General features: G+C 55.4%; 16 protein-coding genes and 1 riboswitch. All 16 genes read left to right on the top strand.

Features of this window, described 5'->3' with window-relative positions; translation table 11 throughout:
* Positions 1–31: 31 nt before the first annotated feature.
* Positions 32–232: riboswitch (FMN riboswitch) on the top strand.
* A 157-nt stretch (positions 233–389) separates the two neighbouring features.
* The 16 genes from ribD (at position 390) to ccsA (ending at position 14,473) form a co-directional block, all read left to right on the top strand.
* Entirely contained in the window at positions 390–1,523 is a 1,134-nt protein-coding gene (gene ribD, locus ACI1P1_RS01730) for a bifunctional diaminohydroxyphosphoribosylaminopyrimidine deaminase/5-amino-6-(5-phosphoribosylamino)uracil reductase RibD (protein WP_416214622.1), read from the top strand.
* Between the two features lie 20 nt (positions 1,524–1,543).
* On the top strand, positions 1,544–2,218 hold the full coding sequence (gene ribE, locus ACI1P1_RS01725; protein ID WP_416214621.1) for a riboflavin synthase: 675 nt from the start codon (positions 1,544–1,546) through the stop codon (positions 2,216–2,218).
* 66 nt (positions 2,219–2,284) lie between these two features.
* Positions 2,285–3,541, top strand: a complete 1,257-nt coding sequence (locus ACI1P1_RS01720; protein WP_416214620.1) for a bifunctional 3,4-dihydroxy-2-butanone-4-phosphate synthase/GTP cyclohydrolase II — start codon at positions 2,285–2,287, stop codon at positions 3,539–3,541.
* A gap of 2 nt (positions 3,542–3,543) precedes the next feature.
* Positions 3,544–4,011, top strand: coding sequence for a 6,7-dimethyl-8-ribityllumazine synthase (gene ribH / locus ACI1P1_RS01715; RefSeq protein WP_416214619.1), 468 nt, complete (start codon positions 3,544–3,546; stop codon positions 4,009–4,011).
* Positions 4,012–4,029: 18 nt separating this feature from the next.
* Positions 4,030–4,824, top strand: a complete 795-nt coding sequence (locus ACI1P1_RS01710) for a segregation and condensation protein A (RefSeq protein WP_416214618.1) — start codon at positions 4,030–4,032, stop codon at positions 4,822–4,824.
* Positions 4,793–5,398 carry an SMC-Scp complex subunit ScpB gene (scpB, locus tag ACI1P1_RS01705; RefSeq protein WP_416214617.1) on the top strand — a complete coding sequence of 202 codons (606 nt, stop codon included), beginning with the start codon at positions 4,793–4,795 and terminating at the stop codon, positions 5,396–5,398. The genes ACI1P1_RS01710 and scpB overlap by 32 nt, the downstream gene beginning before the upstream one ends.
* A 189-nt stretch (positions 5,399–5,587) precedes the next feature.
* Positions 5,588–6,268: a DUF2953 domain-containing protein gene (locus tag ACI1P1_RS01700; RefSeq protein WP_416214616.1), complete on the top strand. Its 681-nt coding sequence runs from the start codon at positions 5,588–5,590 to the stop codon at positions 6,266–6,268.
* A gap of 96 nt (positions 6,269–6,364) precedes the next feature.
* Positions 6,365–6,856 carry a GerW family sporulation protein gene (ytfJ, locus tag ACI1P1_RS01695; RefSeq protein WP_416214615.1) on the top strand — a complete coding sequence of 164 codons (492 nt, stop codon included), beginning with the start codon at positions 6,365–6,367 and terminating at the stop codon, positions 6,854–6,856.
* A 271-nt stretch (positions 6,857–7,127) separates the two neighbouring features.
* Complete coding sequence (locus ACI1P1_RS01690) at positions 7,128–8,303, top strand: D-alanyl-D-alanine carboxypeptidase family protein (RefSeq protein WP_416214614.1); 1,176 nt, start codon at positions 7,128–7,130, stop codon at positions 8,301–8,303.
* 38 nt (positions 8,304–8,341) lie between these two features.
* Positions 8,342–8,935, top strand: a complete 594-nt coding sequence (locus tag ACI1P1_RS01685; protein ID WP_416214613.1) for a nucleoside recognition domain-containing protein — start codon at positions 8,342–8,344, stop codon at positions 8,933–8,935.
* Positions 8,936–8,941: 6 nt separating this feature from the next.
* A complete protein-coding gene (locus tag ACI1P1_RS01680) occupies positions 8,942–9,475 on the top strand; it encodes a spore maturation protein (protein ID WP_416214612.1) in 534 nt (177 codons plus the stop codon).
* A gap of 269 nt (positions 9,476–9,744) precedes the next feature.
* Complete coding sequence (locus tag ACI1P1_RS01675) at positions 9,745–10,086, top strand: hypothetical protein (RefSeq protein WP_416214611.1); 342 nt, start codon at positions 9,745–9,747, stop codon at positions 10,084–10,086.
* Between the two features lie 20 nt (positions 10,087–10,106).
* Entirely contained in the window at positions 10,107–10,877 is a 771-nt protein-coding gene (locus tag ACI1P1_RS01670; RefSeq protein WP_416214610.1) for a pseudouridine synthase, read from the top strand.
* Positions 10,878–11,037: 160 nt separating this feature from the next.
* Positions 11,038–11,565 carry a redoxin domain-containing protein gene (locus ACI1P1_RS01665; protein ID WP_416214609.1) on the top strand — a complete coding sequence of 176 codons (528 nt, stop codon included), beginning with the start codon at positions 11,038–11,040 and terminating at the stop codon, positions 11,563–11,565.
* Positions 11,566–11,612: 47 nt separating this feature from the next.
* Positions 11,613–13,259, top strand: a complete 1,647-nt coding sequence (gene resB, locus ACI1P1_RS01660) for a cytochrome c biogenesis protein ResB (protein WP_416214608.1) — start codon at positions 11,613–11,615, stop codon at positions 13,257–13,259.
* Complete coding sequence (ccsA, locus tag ACI1P1_RS01655; protein WP_416214607.1) at positions 13,256–14,473, top strand: cytochrome c biogenesis protein CcsA; 1,218 nt, start codon at positions 13,256–13,258, stop codon at positions 14,471–14,473. Before resB ends, ccsA begins: the two co-directional genes overlap by 4 nt.
* The last annotated feature ends 22 nt before the right edge of the window (positions 14,474–14,495 follow it).

Genomic DNA, 14,495 nt, shown 5'->3' with positions numbered 1-14,495 from the left:
TCATGGCAATAGCATGATAATTTCATATCGAAGTTACTTTCGGGGCAGGGTGAAATTCCCTACCGGCGGTGATCCGTAAGGCGGAGTGGCGCACAAGCGCACTCCTGCACCCTTGCGGTCAGTCCGTGACCCGGTGAAGCTGGCTCTTTGCCCGGCGCCTCTGGCGCTGTTCATCGGAGGACTTGGTGCAACTCCAAGACCGACAGTATAGTCTGGATGGGAGAAAGTGATTTTCGTATCTGCGTTTTATTCACATAGGCAAGTTCCTTTTTTCACATGTCAAAAGGAAACAGCTCTATTCGGTATGCGCCGCTACGGACCTCTAAACTGTCCCCTTTCCATTTTGTGGAGAAGGGTTTTTTTGATTTTGCGGATAAGGAGGGGGAAGCATGAACCCCCAGGACGTGATGAATGATGAATGGTATATGCGGCTGGCGCTGCAGCTGGCTGCCGGAGCGGCAGGGCAAACGGGGATTAATCCTGTGGTAGGCTGTGTCATCGTTAAGGATGGACGTATTCTCGGCATGGGCGCCCATCTCCGCCGGGGCGGGGACCATGCAGAAATCCACGCCCTTCGGATGGCAGGCGGTGAAGCGGCCGGTGCAACAGCTTACGTGACCTTGGAGCCATGCAGCCATTACGGCAAAACACCTCCCTGTGCTAAACGGCTGATCGAGGCAGGTGTCATCCGGGTAGTAGCCGCTGCCAAGGACCCTAACCCGTTGGTTTCCGGTAACGGGCTGGCCATGCTGGAGGGGGCAGGGATAGAGGTTGAGGCAGGTATCCTGGAGCAGGAAGCCACACAGCAAAATGAGGCGTTTAACCATTATATTGTGCACCATACTCCCTTTATCACGTTGAAAACAGCCAGTACCCTGGACGGACGGATTGCCAGCCGGACGGGTGACAGCCGGTGGGTGACAGGAGAAGCAGCAAGGGAATATGTGCATACGCTGCGGCACCGCCATCAGGGAATTATGGTGGGCATCCAAACGGTGATCGCGGATGACCCTTCTCTGACCACCAGACTTGATGTTCCAGGCCTGGATCCGGTTCCGGTCATTGTGGATTCGATGCTTCGGATTCCCGAGGATGCCCGCCTGCTGGAGCGTCCCGGTGCTATCCTACTCAGTACATACCAAGCCCCTCCAGACAAAATTAAACGGCTGGAGGATAGAGGACACCGGGTGCTGCTTACCGGCTTCGGGCCTCATGTGGATCTGGAGGAGGCCATGCGGCTGCTGGGTGAACGGGAGATCGCCTCTGTGCTGCTGGAAGGTGGAGGCAAGCTGAATGGGTCCATGCTGGAGGCTCGGCTGATCCATAAATGCGTATTGTTTTTCGCCCCGAAAATTATCGGGGGAGCGGGTGCACCTGGTAACTTTGACTTTGCCGGTTTTGAAAAAATGGGAGATGCCATAGTTCTGGACCGGTTGAAGGTGGAGCAGATGGGCCAGGATGTATGCATCAGTGGTTATCCCCGCTACGGACAGGCTGAAGAAGAGCCGGCTGGAACGGAATGACCTAGAGAGGATGGAGCGCCATGTTTACAGGAATTATAGAAGAAATGGGCCGTATGCGCCGGGTTTACCGCCAAGGACAGGCCATGCTGCTGACGGTGGAGGCGTCCAGGGTGCTTGAGGATGTGGCCATAGGAGACAGCATCGCTGTGAATGGTGTGTGCCTTACCGTTGTCGCTTTTGACGGTGATTCTTTCACAGCGGATGTGATGCCGGAAACCTACCGCCAGACCAATCTCGGTGAGCTCCGGTCCGGCAATCCGGTGAATCTGGAGCGGGCTATGGGCGCCCAGAAGCGCTTCGGCGGCCATATCGTGCAGGGCCATGTGGACACCTCCGGGCGGATTGTAAGCCGGCAGCCCGAGGAGAACGCGGTGGTCTTCACCCTGGAGCCGGATGACAAAAGCATGCTCCGGTATGTGCTGGCCCGCGGCTCTATTGCCATTGACGGCATTAGCCTGACGGTGATTCGTACAGACAATGAAACCTTCGCCGTCTCCATCATCCCTCATACTTTGGCCGAGACGGTGCTGGCTCTGAAGGGACCGGGGGACCGTGTCAATCTGGAGGCGGACATCCTGGGCAAATATGTGGAGCGGCTTCTCAGCTTCCAAAGCGGGGAGCAGCCGGGGACAGGCCGCGGACGGAAAAGCGGAGGTTTGACCGAAGCGTTTTTGGCGGAAAACGGCTATTTGTAGGGAACCCCCCGATTAATAATCCACCAAAAGTGAAGCGCAGCTCAATAACTATAGGGAGTGATGGAGATGGAAGAGAAAAAGACGCTGGATAGCATTGAGGAAGCGATCTATGACCTGATGATGGGCAAGCCGGTTCTGGTGGTGGACGACGAGGACCGGGAGAATGAGGGGGATCTTATTGTGCTGGCGGATAAGGCAACGCCGGAGGTAATCAATTTTATGATCCGCGAGGCCAGAGGTCTGGTCTGTGTGCCCATTACGGAGGAACGGGCCCGGGAGCTGCAGTTGGATTTGATGGTCCACCACAATACGGATTATCACGGCACAGCCTTTACCATTTCTGTGGACCATACGGATACCACCACCGGCATTTCGGCCTTTGAACGGTCCCGGACCGTAAAGGGACTTATTGATCCGTCCTCCCGTCCCCAGAATTTTCGCCGTCCCGGCCATATCTTCCCGCTTATCGCCAAAAAAGGGGGGGTCCTGCGCCGCGCGGGCCATACGGAGGCGGCCATTGACTTGGCACGGATGTGCGGCTCTTATCCAGCTGCCGTAATCTGCGAGGTGGTCAAGGAGGATGGCACCATGGCCCGGCTTCCTGATCTGCAGATCTTCGCGCAGAAGCATCAGCTGAAGCTGATCTCCATCCAGGATTTGATCCACTACCGCAACGAAAAGGAAAACCTGATCAAACGTGAGGTGGAGGTCCGGCTGCCCACAGATTACGGTGAATTCACCGCTGTTGCCTATACCAATGAGGTGGATGACAAGGAGCATGTGGCGCTGGTCAAGGGCACCATCAATCCGGATGAGCCGGTGTTGGTCCGTGTCCATTCCGAATGTCTGACCGGGGACGTGTTCCACTCCCACCGCTGCGACTGTGGTCCTCAGCTCGCTTCCGCATTGAAGCAGATTGACGAGAACGGCTCGGGCGTTCTCCTGTACATGCGCCAGGAGGGCCGGGGGATCGGGTTGATCAACAAGCTGCGGGCGTATAAGCTTCAGGAGCAGGGGATGGATACGGTAGAGGCCAATCTTCAGCTTGGTTTTGGAGCGGATTTACGGGATTATGGGATCGGCGCACAGATATTGAAGGACCTGGGCGTCGAAAAAATCAGATTGTTGACGAATAATCCAAGAAAAATTAAAGGATTGGAAGGATACGGGCTGCAGGTTGTCGAAAGAGTAGCGTTGCAGATGCTAGAGAACATCGACAACACCCGCTACCTGCACACCAAGCGGGAAAAGCTCGGACACCTGCTTTCGTTTCAGGATGATTTAGCTGCCGCTGCTGCAACGGAAACCGAAAGGATGAGATGAATATGGGACACACGTATGAAGGACATTTAGTATCGGAAGGCCTGCGGTATGGAATCGTCATCGGCCGGTTCAATGAATTTATTACTGCCAAGCTGCTGGGCGGAGCGTTGGACGGGCTGAAGCGCCACGGCGCCAAGGATGAGGAAGTGGAGGTGGCATGGGTACCGGGCGCCTTCGAGATTCCTCTGGCAGCCCAGCGCATGGCCCAAAGCGGCAAGTATGACGCTGTGATTACCCTGGGCGCCGTTATCCGGGGCTCCACACCGCATTTTGACTATGTATGCGCAGAGGTATCCAAGGGCGTGGCGGCCATCAATATGAAGACCGGAGTCCCTACTATTTTCGGCGTATTGACCACCGACTCCATCGAGCAGGCAGTGGAGCGCGCAGGCACCAAAGCCGGCAATAAAGGCTGGGATGCTGCGGTAACGGCAATTGAAATGGCCAATCTGCTGAAGCAGCTGCCGTAAGTAAGGAGCGAATGACCCATGAAGGTGACCTTCAAGCTCGAAACCTTCGAAGGCCCGCTGGACCTGCTGCTGCACCTCATCGATAAGGCGGAGGTGGATATTTACAATATCCCCATCAAGGAAATCACCGACCAGTATCTGGAGGTTCTAGATGGCATGCAGGAGCTGGAGCTGGAGGTCACCAGCGAGTTTCTGGTGATGGCCGCGACACTTCTGGCAATTAAAAGCAAAATGCTGCTTCCCAAGCCGCCGGTGGAGCTGCTGCCCGATGATATGGACTGGATGATGGACGGAGAAGACGGCTTCGACCCGCGGGATGAGCTGGTGCAGAAGCTGGTTGAATACCGCAAGTATAAGGATATCGCCGACCATCTCCGGGAAATGGAAACGGAGCGCAATCTGATTTACACCCGGGAGGCAGTGGATTTGACTCCTTACGTCCATCAGGCTCCAACGAACCCAGTTGAAGGGTTGGATCTAACCGATTTGCTCCTGGCCTTCCGCAAGGCGCTGAAGAAGCAGGTTAGCCGCAACCGGGTAGCCATGATCCATCGGGATGAGATTTCCGTGAAGGACAGGATCACCCAGGTAGTGGATATTCTTCAGGAGGCAGGGGGCAAGCTTCTGTTCTCGCGGCTATTGTCCCCGGAGAACAGCCGGGAGGAGATTGTGGTGACCTTCCTGGCGCTGTTGGAGCTGATGAAGATGAAAACCATTGTTTGCTATCAGCATAAATTATTCGAGGATATTGTGATTCAGGCAAGAGAGGAAGGTAGCTGGGATGCAGTTGCCCAAATTGAAGTCGATTATTGAGGGGCTGCTGTTCGCCGCAGGGGATGAAGGGCTCGAAGTGAAGCAGCTGGCCGAAGTGCTGGAGCTGGATGTGAAGTTCACCGCATCGCTGGTGGAGGAACTGAAGGCGGAGCTGAAGAAGAAAGGGAGAGGCATTCAGATTGTGGAGATTGCCGGTGCTCTCCAACTGACGACACTCCCTGCGCATGCACCCTATCTGGAACGGCTGGCATCGTCGCCTACGCGGGCGGCATTGTCCCAGGCCGCTTTGGAAACCCTGTCCATAGTGGCCTATAAGCAGCCCATTACCCGGGTGGAAATTGAAGAAATCCGGGGAGTCAAATGCGACCGGGCCCTGCAGACGCTGGTAGCCAAGGATCTGATCGAGGAAAAAGGACGTGCCGAAGCGGTGGGCAGACCCATTCTGTACGGGACGACCAAATCTTTTCTGGACTATTTTGCGTTGAAGGGTTTACAGGATTTACCGGATTCCTCCAAATTTGAGCATGAAATTGATTTGGAAGAGGAAACCCAGCTGTTGTTCGGCAGGCTGGAAGCAAAGCAGATGACGATTGATGAACTGGACCCGGAATAGGCGAATGCCCTTCGGTCCATCAGGATACAATAAGTTCCGATTGACGGTTTTCATGCCAATTGCGGTATGAAAGCCCGGTCGGAGCTTTTTTTGACTGTTTTTACGGGGGCTCCCCCAAAAGTACTCGGATTTGGCTTCAGAGCATTTCGTCACTTTTGGGGGGGTTTTGGATAAAAGGGGGCCTTATGCATGACATGGTGGGGGTGGATGCTTGCCGGAGGCGCCGCTGCGGCAATTGCGCTGTTGGCCAGCAAGGTATCCTTTGAATTGTTTTATTCCCGGGTTAAGGATAACGACCGGCTCTATATTTATTGCAAGGCTGTTTATGGCCTGATCCAGTACCGGTTTGAGGTGCCGGTTATTGCCTTTAAGGGGTTTAAGAAGGGCGTGGTGCTCAAGGAGGAACATGTGAATGAGCGGGGGGACAAGCTTCTGGGAGAGGGCACGGCAGAGATCAATAAGGACAAGGTGCTCCTGTATTTCAAGAAGGCCAAAATTTTCGTGGAAGCCACCTATCACATGCGGGATTGGCTGTACGATACCATGTCCAAGGTTACCTGCACCCAACTAAAATGGTCCACTCGGATCGGGCTGGGCGATGCGCCGGAGACCGCCATCACCACGGGCATTGTCTGGACCCTCAAATCCTCACTATTAACCTTCATGTTTACCCATATCAAGCGCTGTGGCAGTCCGGACATTCAGGTTATCCCGGATTACAGGCAGACTGTGTTTACTACAGAGCTGACGTGGAAGGGGCAGATGCGGTTCGACCAGGCTTGCGCTTCGCTGGTGCTGTTTGTGGTGCGGGCCTTCAAGAACAGGGGCAGCTTCAAGGCCTGGCAGAAGATATTGTCCAAATCCCCTTGAGTCGGGCGAAGGTTACATACAACCTGCAGGGATCGGAAATGCTAGTTCTGATGGATTGTCAATAATGCGTTTACGCATGAGAAGGAGGAAAACTGCATGGCCGAGCATCCGATTCAGGGTTTAATGAAAGTAGCCATGGAAAATATCAAGGAAATGGTTGACGTCAATACGATTGTTGGGGACCCGGTGGAAACCCCGGACGGCAGCGTCATTATGCCCATCTCCAAGGTCGGCTTCGGGTTTGCAGCAGGAGGCAGTGAATTCTACGGGGACATGGAGGAATCGTCGGGCAGCGGCGGCCAGCAAAACGGCAACGACGCCAACAACGCCACGGTGATGCTCCCCTTCGGCGGCGGCAGCGGCGGCGGTGTGTCCATCACTCCCATCGCCTTCCTTGTGGTTAACAAGCTGGGTGTGAAGGTCGTGCCGCTGGACAACCAAACCCACATTTATGAGCGTCTGATCGATTCCGCCCCGCAGGTGGTGGAGAAAATCCAAAGCATGCTGAAGAGCAACCGCAACGGAATTGCAGACCAGGACATGGACGACTCCTCCCGCCTGTCGGGAACTTACGATCCAAGCATCTAGGGTGTGCCTGAAAACTCCGAGGGGCGAATAGGCGCTAAAAGGTGCCCTCAAGGGAGTTTTCAGACACGTCCAAATCTGTAATTCAATAATTCAGCATAAATCCCGCTGCATCCGATTGGCGCAAGCCAACTTCCCGGATGCAGCTTTTTTTGTGCGGACATGCATTTCATCAGGGATACTCCCCATTGGGGCATGTTCCACACCGCACAAGCATATATTGGTGGTACAAGTATGGGCAGGTACATGAATGGGTGGAAGGAGCAATGAACCAATGAAAAAGCTGCTGGCAGCGTTCGTCGCCTTTGTTGTATGGGCCGGTGCGGGTACCGGAGCGGCCACCGTCCGGGCGGAGCCGCCGAAGCCGGGCACCAGTGCGGAGGCCGCCGCGTTGATTGATGTGAAATCGGGGAGGCTTCTGTATGCGCAGCAGGGGGACAAGCGGATGCGGATTGCCAGTCTCACCAAGATCATGACGGCCATTGTGGCCATTGAGCAGGGCAAGCTGTCCGATCAGGTCACCGTCAGCAAAAATGCCTTCGGCAAGGAGGGCTCCTCCATTTACCTGAAGCTGGGCGAGGAAATGAGCCTTCATCACCTGCTGTATGGCTTGATGCTCCGTTCCGGCAATGATGCGGCCACCGCCATTGCCGAGCATGTGGGCGGCTCTGAGCAAGGGTTTGTCTATCTGATGAATGAAAAGGCCCGGGAGCTGGGGATGGAGCATTCCCGGTTTATGAATCCCCACGGTCTGGATCATAACGACCATTATTCCACTGCCAACGATATGGCCAAGCTGACTGCGTATGCGCTGCAGAATCCCACGTTCCAGGAAATTGTCAAAACAGAGGTTAAAAAGGTCCCCAACCCCACCGAATCCTGGGACCATGTCTGGAGCAACAAGAACAAAATGCTGAATATGTACGACGGGGCGGACGGGGTCAAAACGGGGTATACCAAAATCGCCAAACGCTGTCTGGTATCCTCAGCCACCCGCAATGGACAGCAGCTGGCAGTGGTGACTCTGAATGATTCCAACGACTGGCTGGATCACCGGAACCTGCTGGATTGGGGCTTTTCCCATTACAAGCTGACCCCTCTGGTCCAAAAAGGGGAGATTCTTCAGCCGGGTTTGGCTGCCGGCCATTCCTTCCAATATGCGCTCTCCGAGGGGGAGGCCTCCGGTGTGTCCAGAAGCCTGCAGCTTCAGGACGCCAATTCTCCCGAGTACCGGTTGGGGCTTGCAGGTACGCTGACCTTAAGCCTGAACGGCAAAACCATCGGTTCAGTGCCGGTGTATCCTGAAGGCAGCCCAAGGCTGGCCCAGGAGCCGGATAACCGTCAAACCATGTTTCGGGCAACCGGACTGGATGCGGCCGTCACAGGAAGCGGACGGGGCTGGTTCACCAATCTGGAGCAGGTGGTTAAAGCGTTGTTTGCCGGCGCGTAAGGAATCACGTTAACGGACATACAAAGGAGGCCGCTCCCGTGGTCAATTGGATATGGCTCTTTTTCCTGGTGGCCGGTTTTATTGTGGCCGCGATCCAGGGCAATATCGACTCCGTCACCCAAGCGGTATTCGACGGTGCCAAAACCGGCGTAACCGTTTCCTTCGGCCTCATCAGCATTATGGTATTTTGGCTGGGGATCATGCGCATTGCCGAGGATGCGGGGCTGGTCAAAAAGCTGGCCCGGCTGCTTCGGCCGATAGTGCGGCTATTGTTTCCCAGTGTGCCGCCGGACCATCCGGCCATGGGCTACATCATGTCGAACATGAGCGCCAACATCCTTGGGCTTGGCAATGCCGCCACCCCTATGGGCATCAAGGCCATGCAGGAACTGCAGAAGCTTAATCCGCACAAGGAGGAAGCCACTGCAGCCATGTGTACGCTTCTGGCTATCAATACCGCCAGTATCACCTTGATTCCTACCACCATTATTGCCTACCGCCTGTCCATGGGTTCGGTGAACGCCGCTGAAATTGTCGGCACTACGCTGATTGCCACAGCAATCGCCACCGCAGCCGCCATCGTGCTGGACAAGTGGTTCCAACGGAACAATTTTCCTGCCGGGAAAGGATGACCGCCGATGTACGCAATCATATCCATGATCTCTATGTGGGCAATCCCGGTGGTGATTGTTTTTATCCCCTTATATGCCGCCTACAAAAAACTGCCTGTCTATGAAACCTTCACCGAAGGGGCCAAGGACGGCTTCGATACGGCAATCCGCATCATTCCCCATATGGTCGGTATGATGGTGGCCATATCCGTGTTCCGGGCATCTGGAGCTATGGATTTGATCATCGGGCAGATCCAACCCCTGTTGAAGCTGATTGGTATTCCGGCAGAGGTGCTGCCATTGGCTATTCTGCGTCCGATTACCGGGACAGGCTCCTTGGCGTATACGGTGGATCTGTTCAAGCAATTCGGTGCCGACTCAATGATCGGGAGGATTGCTTCCACCATCCAGGGCAGCACGGATACGACACTCTATGTGCTGACCGTCTATTTCGGGGCTGTGGGGATCCGCAAATCCCGCTACGCCCTGAAGGTGGGCCTGCTGTCAGACCTCGTTGGCTTCGTCGCAGCTATTGCTGTGTGTTTTCTCGTGTTTGGTTAGGGAATAAATATTCATGTGAAATGACTGGGAGGGAAAGGGGTGACTTGAGGGCGAGTTTTTTGGCGGCTTTGAATCCATACCCCGTTCAATCCAATCAAAGCCGACAAAACGTGTTTGAGCATCCAAGGCACCCCTTTCCCGGTAAGGAATGAAACTCGATGAATATTTATTCACCACAATCAAACCGACGGTCTAAATAAGCTGAACCACCCCGCCCGCACCTTCATATACTACAACACCCAACAAGTGCAAGCGGAGGTGTGTGATATATGAATGCTGCGGGTATAATCGTCCATCATTCCGCATGCAGCGCCATTAACGGCAAAGGCTACGACTATATGATTATGAAGAATGGCTCCATCATCCCCGCAACCGCGCCAACCGATCCCAATTACATCCATATTTGTCTGGAGGGGGACTTTTCCCAACCGGGAGCGGGTTTATCGCATGAGGCAGCGGAGCAGATGTTTCTTCTGGTGAAGCTGTCTTTGCGGCTGTCCGGGTTGATGCATTTTACAATGCAGGACATTTATTCCCATTCGGAGGAATGCCCCGGCTCATTTTTTCCGTGGTCCATGCTTGTGATTTCCGGGAAGGACGGGTATCATTAGCATGAGGTGACAGACGACGAATGGAAAGATTGCAGAAGGTATTGGCTCAGGCCGGGATCGCCTCCCGGAGGAAATGCGAGGAATATATTACGTCAGGCCGGGTTCAGGTCAATGACGTTGTTGTGCGGGAGCTCGGCACCAAGGTGGACCCCGCAGCAGATCTAATCAAGGTGGACGGCAAGGCCATTAAGGCGCAAAGCAAAACCTATTTGATGCTGAACAAACCCAAGGGGGTTATCACCAGCGCTACCGATCCGGAAGGGCGCAAGGTGGTGACGGATTTCCTGCCGGGAGTGAAGGAACGGGTGTACCCGGTAGGGCGGCTGGATTACGAAACGGAAGGGCTGCTGATTCTCACCAACGACGGAGAATTCGCCAATCTGCTGACCCATCCCCGGAACCATGTGCCGCGGACCTACCTGGCTACGGTGAAGGGCAACCTTCACGGCTCCGTTCTGGACAAGCTGAAGGCGGGGGTGAAGCTGGATGACGGTATGACCGCTCCGGCTGAAGCGGATTATTATGATATCAACCCCGAGAAGAATGAAACCGTAGTGGTCATCACCATCTTTGAAGGGCGGAACCGGCAGGTACGGCGGATGTTTGAGGCTGTGCATCATCCCGTTATCCGACTGAAGCGGGTGATGTTCGGGCCGCTGGAGCTGGGGGGACTTCCCCGCGGCAAGTTTCGGGCCTTGTCGGAGAAGGAAGTGCAGGCACTGCGGGAGGAAGCAGCTGCAGCAGGCGCTTCCGCCACTTCGGAAGAAACGGACGGGACAGACCCGCAGTAATGCTTTAAAGTGCCGGACGCCTTATGGCCCCGGCTTTTTTTTGCGGAAATGTCCAATGAAGCATATTTTCATCGGGGGTTGATTTAAGTTGCCGCCTGCGTTCTATTATATTACACTTAGGAAAATCTGATAGAAGTAGAATGCAGGCAGGTGAAGAGGCTTGAAATCGGGCAAACAATGGCTTCAGATCGCCGTTCTGGCAGTGGTGGTTCTTGCCGGCGGACTGGCTATCGGGAATGCGCTGTTTAACAGGGGGCAGATTCCCCATGCCGGGGATAAGGCACCTCCGTTTCAGGTGGCGGATCTGGAGGGCGGGCGGCGCAGTCTGGGGGATTGGTCCGGCAAGCCGCTGGTGCTGAGCTTTTGGGGGACCTTTTGCCCGCCGTGTACGGAAGAGATGCCTGCTCTCCAGAACCAAGCGGCCAAATGGGCCGAGCAGGGCGTAGGAGTAGTGGGGATGAACCTGGGGGAGAATGCCGTCACCGTCAGAAGCTTTATCCAGCAGTATGGGATACGGTTTCCTATTTATATGGATGTGGATGACATCGTCCGTAAGGCGTACGGAGTAAATCAATATCCTACCACCTTCTTTATACGGCCGGATGGCCGGATTCATAAGATCATTATGGGTAAAATGGACGAAGCCACGATTGATAGCTCGGTGGAGGCCATGCTGGCCTTGCCGTAATCCGGTTTGCGTGAATCGACCTGCGAATCCATACGGGGAGTGATGCCATGTTCAACAACACCAAATGCGAATGCGGCCACCAGAACCCCGCATCCACGGTGCTGTGTGAGGCCTGCGGCAAACCCCAGGGGGAGGGCGGGGAGGAAGGTCCGCTGGAAATGCGCTATGACGGCATTCTCCGGCGCTCGCAGCGTGCCGGCTCCGGTCTTATCGACCGGGTGTGGCGTTTTCTTTCCTCCGTCAGGGTTGCAGTTTGGCTCATCGCCGCCACCCTGCTGCTGTCCACCCTCGGCACGGTGTTTCCCCAGGAGAATACCCTTCTGAACCAGGACCCGGCGGTTTATTACGGGAAAACCTATGGCGTTATCGGACGGGTGTATTATCAACTGGGTCTCTCCCATACATACGAATCCTGGTGGTTTGTCACGTTGATCATGATGATCGGCGCATCGCTGGTCGTCTGCAGTCTGGACCGGGTGCTGCCCCTGTACCGCGCGCTTAACCGGCAGCAGCTCCGCAAGCATCCACAGTTTATCCGGCGCCAGAGACTCTCGTATACCGGACCGGTTCCCGGCCGGGAAGAAGCGGCTTCCGGAACCCTCTGGGTCAAGGACGCAGCCGCCGCCCTGAAAAGAAAGGGCTACCGGGTCCTTATGGAGCCGGATGGACAAGCCCTGATGGCAGAAAAGCACCGGTTCAGCCGATGGGGGCCCTATGTGAACCATATCGGGCTTATTATCTTCCTGGGGGCTGTGTTGGCCCGGAATATCCCTGGCTGGCACATGGACCAGTATCTTGCCTTTCCGGAAGGGGAGCCGGTGAAAATTCCGGGAACGCCTTATTACCTGACGAACGAAAAATTTACAGTGGAATTCTACGAGGCCGATTCGCAGGTGCCCCGGCTGTATGAGACCCAGGCCGTTCTGTATACCTGCTCGGCTGATTGCGGAGACCCTGACAAACCGCCGGTTCTGGAGCGGGTACACGCCCAGAGCATTGCCGTCAACCATCCCCTGCAGTATCAAGGCCTGCTGGCTTATCAGTTTGATTATAAAGAGGCGCCTATGCTGTTAGCGGTTACTGCAGCTCTCCGGGATAAAACAACCGGTTCAACCTACGGGGCCGTCCAGTTGGATATGCGTCATCCCCGGACGGAATATGAGGCCGGGCCGTATTCACTGGTGCTGGACAGCTATTATCCCGAGTTCGGCTTAAACGGGGACGGCCAGCCTGTCACCCTCTCCAAGGAGCCGGTTGCCCCGGCGTTCCTGTTCCGGATCCGCGGACCCGGGCTGCCGGATCAAGGAGCCTATTATATGTACTTCCCCCGGGCGGAGGATCAGCAGCGGTTCAGGCAGAATGAACTGAACGGGGAGCCGGGTAAACGGCTGGAGCTGGTTTTACCGGACACGGAGGATGTGAAAGTGTCTCTTTACACCAGTTACCTGAATATCCGCAAGGAAAAAGCCCTGCCCTTCATTTGGGCCGGCGCCGCTGTTTTTATGATTGGTCTGGTGATGGGTTTTTATTGGCAGCACCGTCGGATCTGGCTGCGTGTTGACGAAGGGATGCTCTTATGGGGAGCGCATACTAACAAGAACTGGTTCGGCCTCCGCAAGGAATGTGCCTCCGTTCTCGAGCGAACAGGCATCATCGTGGATCCCAAATCCCTGGAGAAGGGAGGCTTGTCATGAACGGATTTCTTGACAGAGTGGAGGGGGCAAGCGGCGGCTTCCTGCTTGGCGCATTCCTGTTGTATTGCGCTGCCTTTCTCCTGTTCGGAGCGGCGGTTACCGCCAAGCGCCGATGGGACAAAGCCGGCTTCCTCGCCGCCGCCGCAGGGTTTGTCTGCCATCTTCTGTTTTTCTTCACCCGCTGGTACATAAGCGGTTATATCCCCGTCAGCAATATGTATGAGTTTATGACCTTTTTGGCGATGATGATCGTTTTTGCCGTTCTGGTATTATATCTGCTGTACAAATCACCTGCACTTTGCGCCTTCAGCCTGCCGGTGGGAATTGTGATTCTGGCGTACGCCTCCGTGTTTCCCAAGGAGATCACTCCATTGATTCCCGCGCTCCAAAGCCGCTGGCTGGCCATCCACGTCACCCTGGCCGCCTCCGGTGAGGCCTTCTTCGCCGCAGGTTTTGCTGCAGGACTGATGTACCTGATCCGTAATGTGGACTTCCGGTCAACGGATGCCCGCTGGAAAAGGCGGGGGGTGGAATTCACCTTCTTCGCCATGCTGGCGGTCATCGGGTTTGCCGTCAGCAGCCTGGGCTTTCAGGCTTCCGGCTTCCGGGCGGTCTTTGAGGCTCCGTCTGCCGGCCGAGAGGGGCAGGCTGTGGAAAACCGCTACACACTTCCCCCTCTGGTGAGTCCACATGAAGGAGTTTACAAGGAAGGCAGCGTGTTTTTGGGGATGCGGAATGGATTGCTCCAGGCTCCAGGCTGGATGAAGGGAGTGCAGGCCGGACGGAAGCTGAATACGGTGGTGTGGTCTCTCCTTGCAGGAGGTGTGCTGTACGGGGGATTAAGGGCAGCAGCCCGTAAGCCGCTGGGAGCGGTGGCCCAGCCGTTTCTCCGGAGGATGGACCCGGAGGACCTGGATGAGATCGCTTACCGCTCCATAGCCATCGGATATCCGGTGTTTACCTTAGGTGCCCTGATCTTCGCCATGATCTGGGCCCATGAGGCATGGGGGCGGTTTTGGGGCTGGGATCCCAAGGAGGTTTGGGCGCTGATCACTTGGCTGTTCTATGCCATATACCTCCATTTGCGCCTTTCCAAGGGCTGGCATGGGGAAAAATCTGCCTGGTTGGCGGTTTTGGGCTTTATAATTGTTATATTTACGCTGATTGGGGTAAATTTAGTTATTACAGGACTTCACTCTTACGCCGGAGTATAATATAATTTGTCATAACATGTCC

It is taken from the genome of Paenibacillus mesotrionivorans, from assembly GCF_046098205.1.
GTDB classification, from domain to species: Bacteria; Bacillota; Bacilli; order Paenibacillales; family NBRC-103111; genus Paenibacillus_AR; species Paenibacillus_AR mesotrionivorans.
This window is presented reverse-complemented; position numbering and strand designations above follow the sequence as displayed.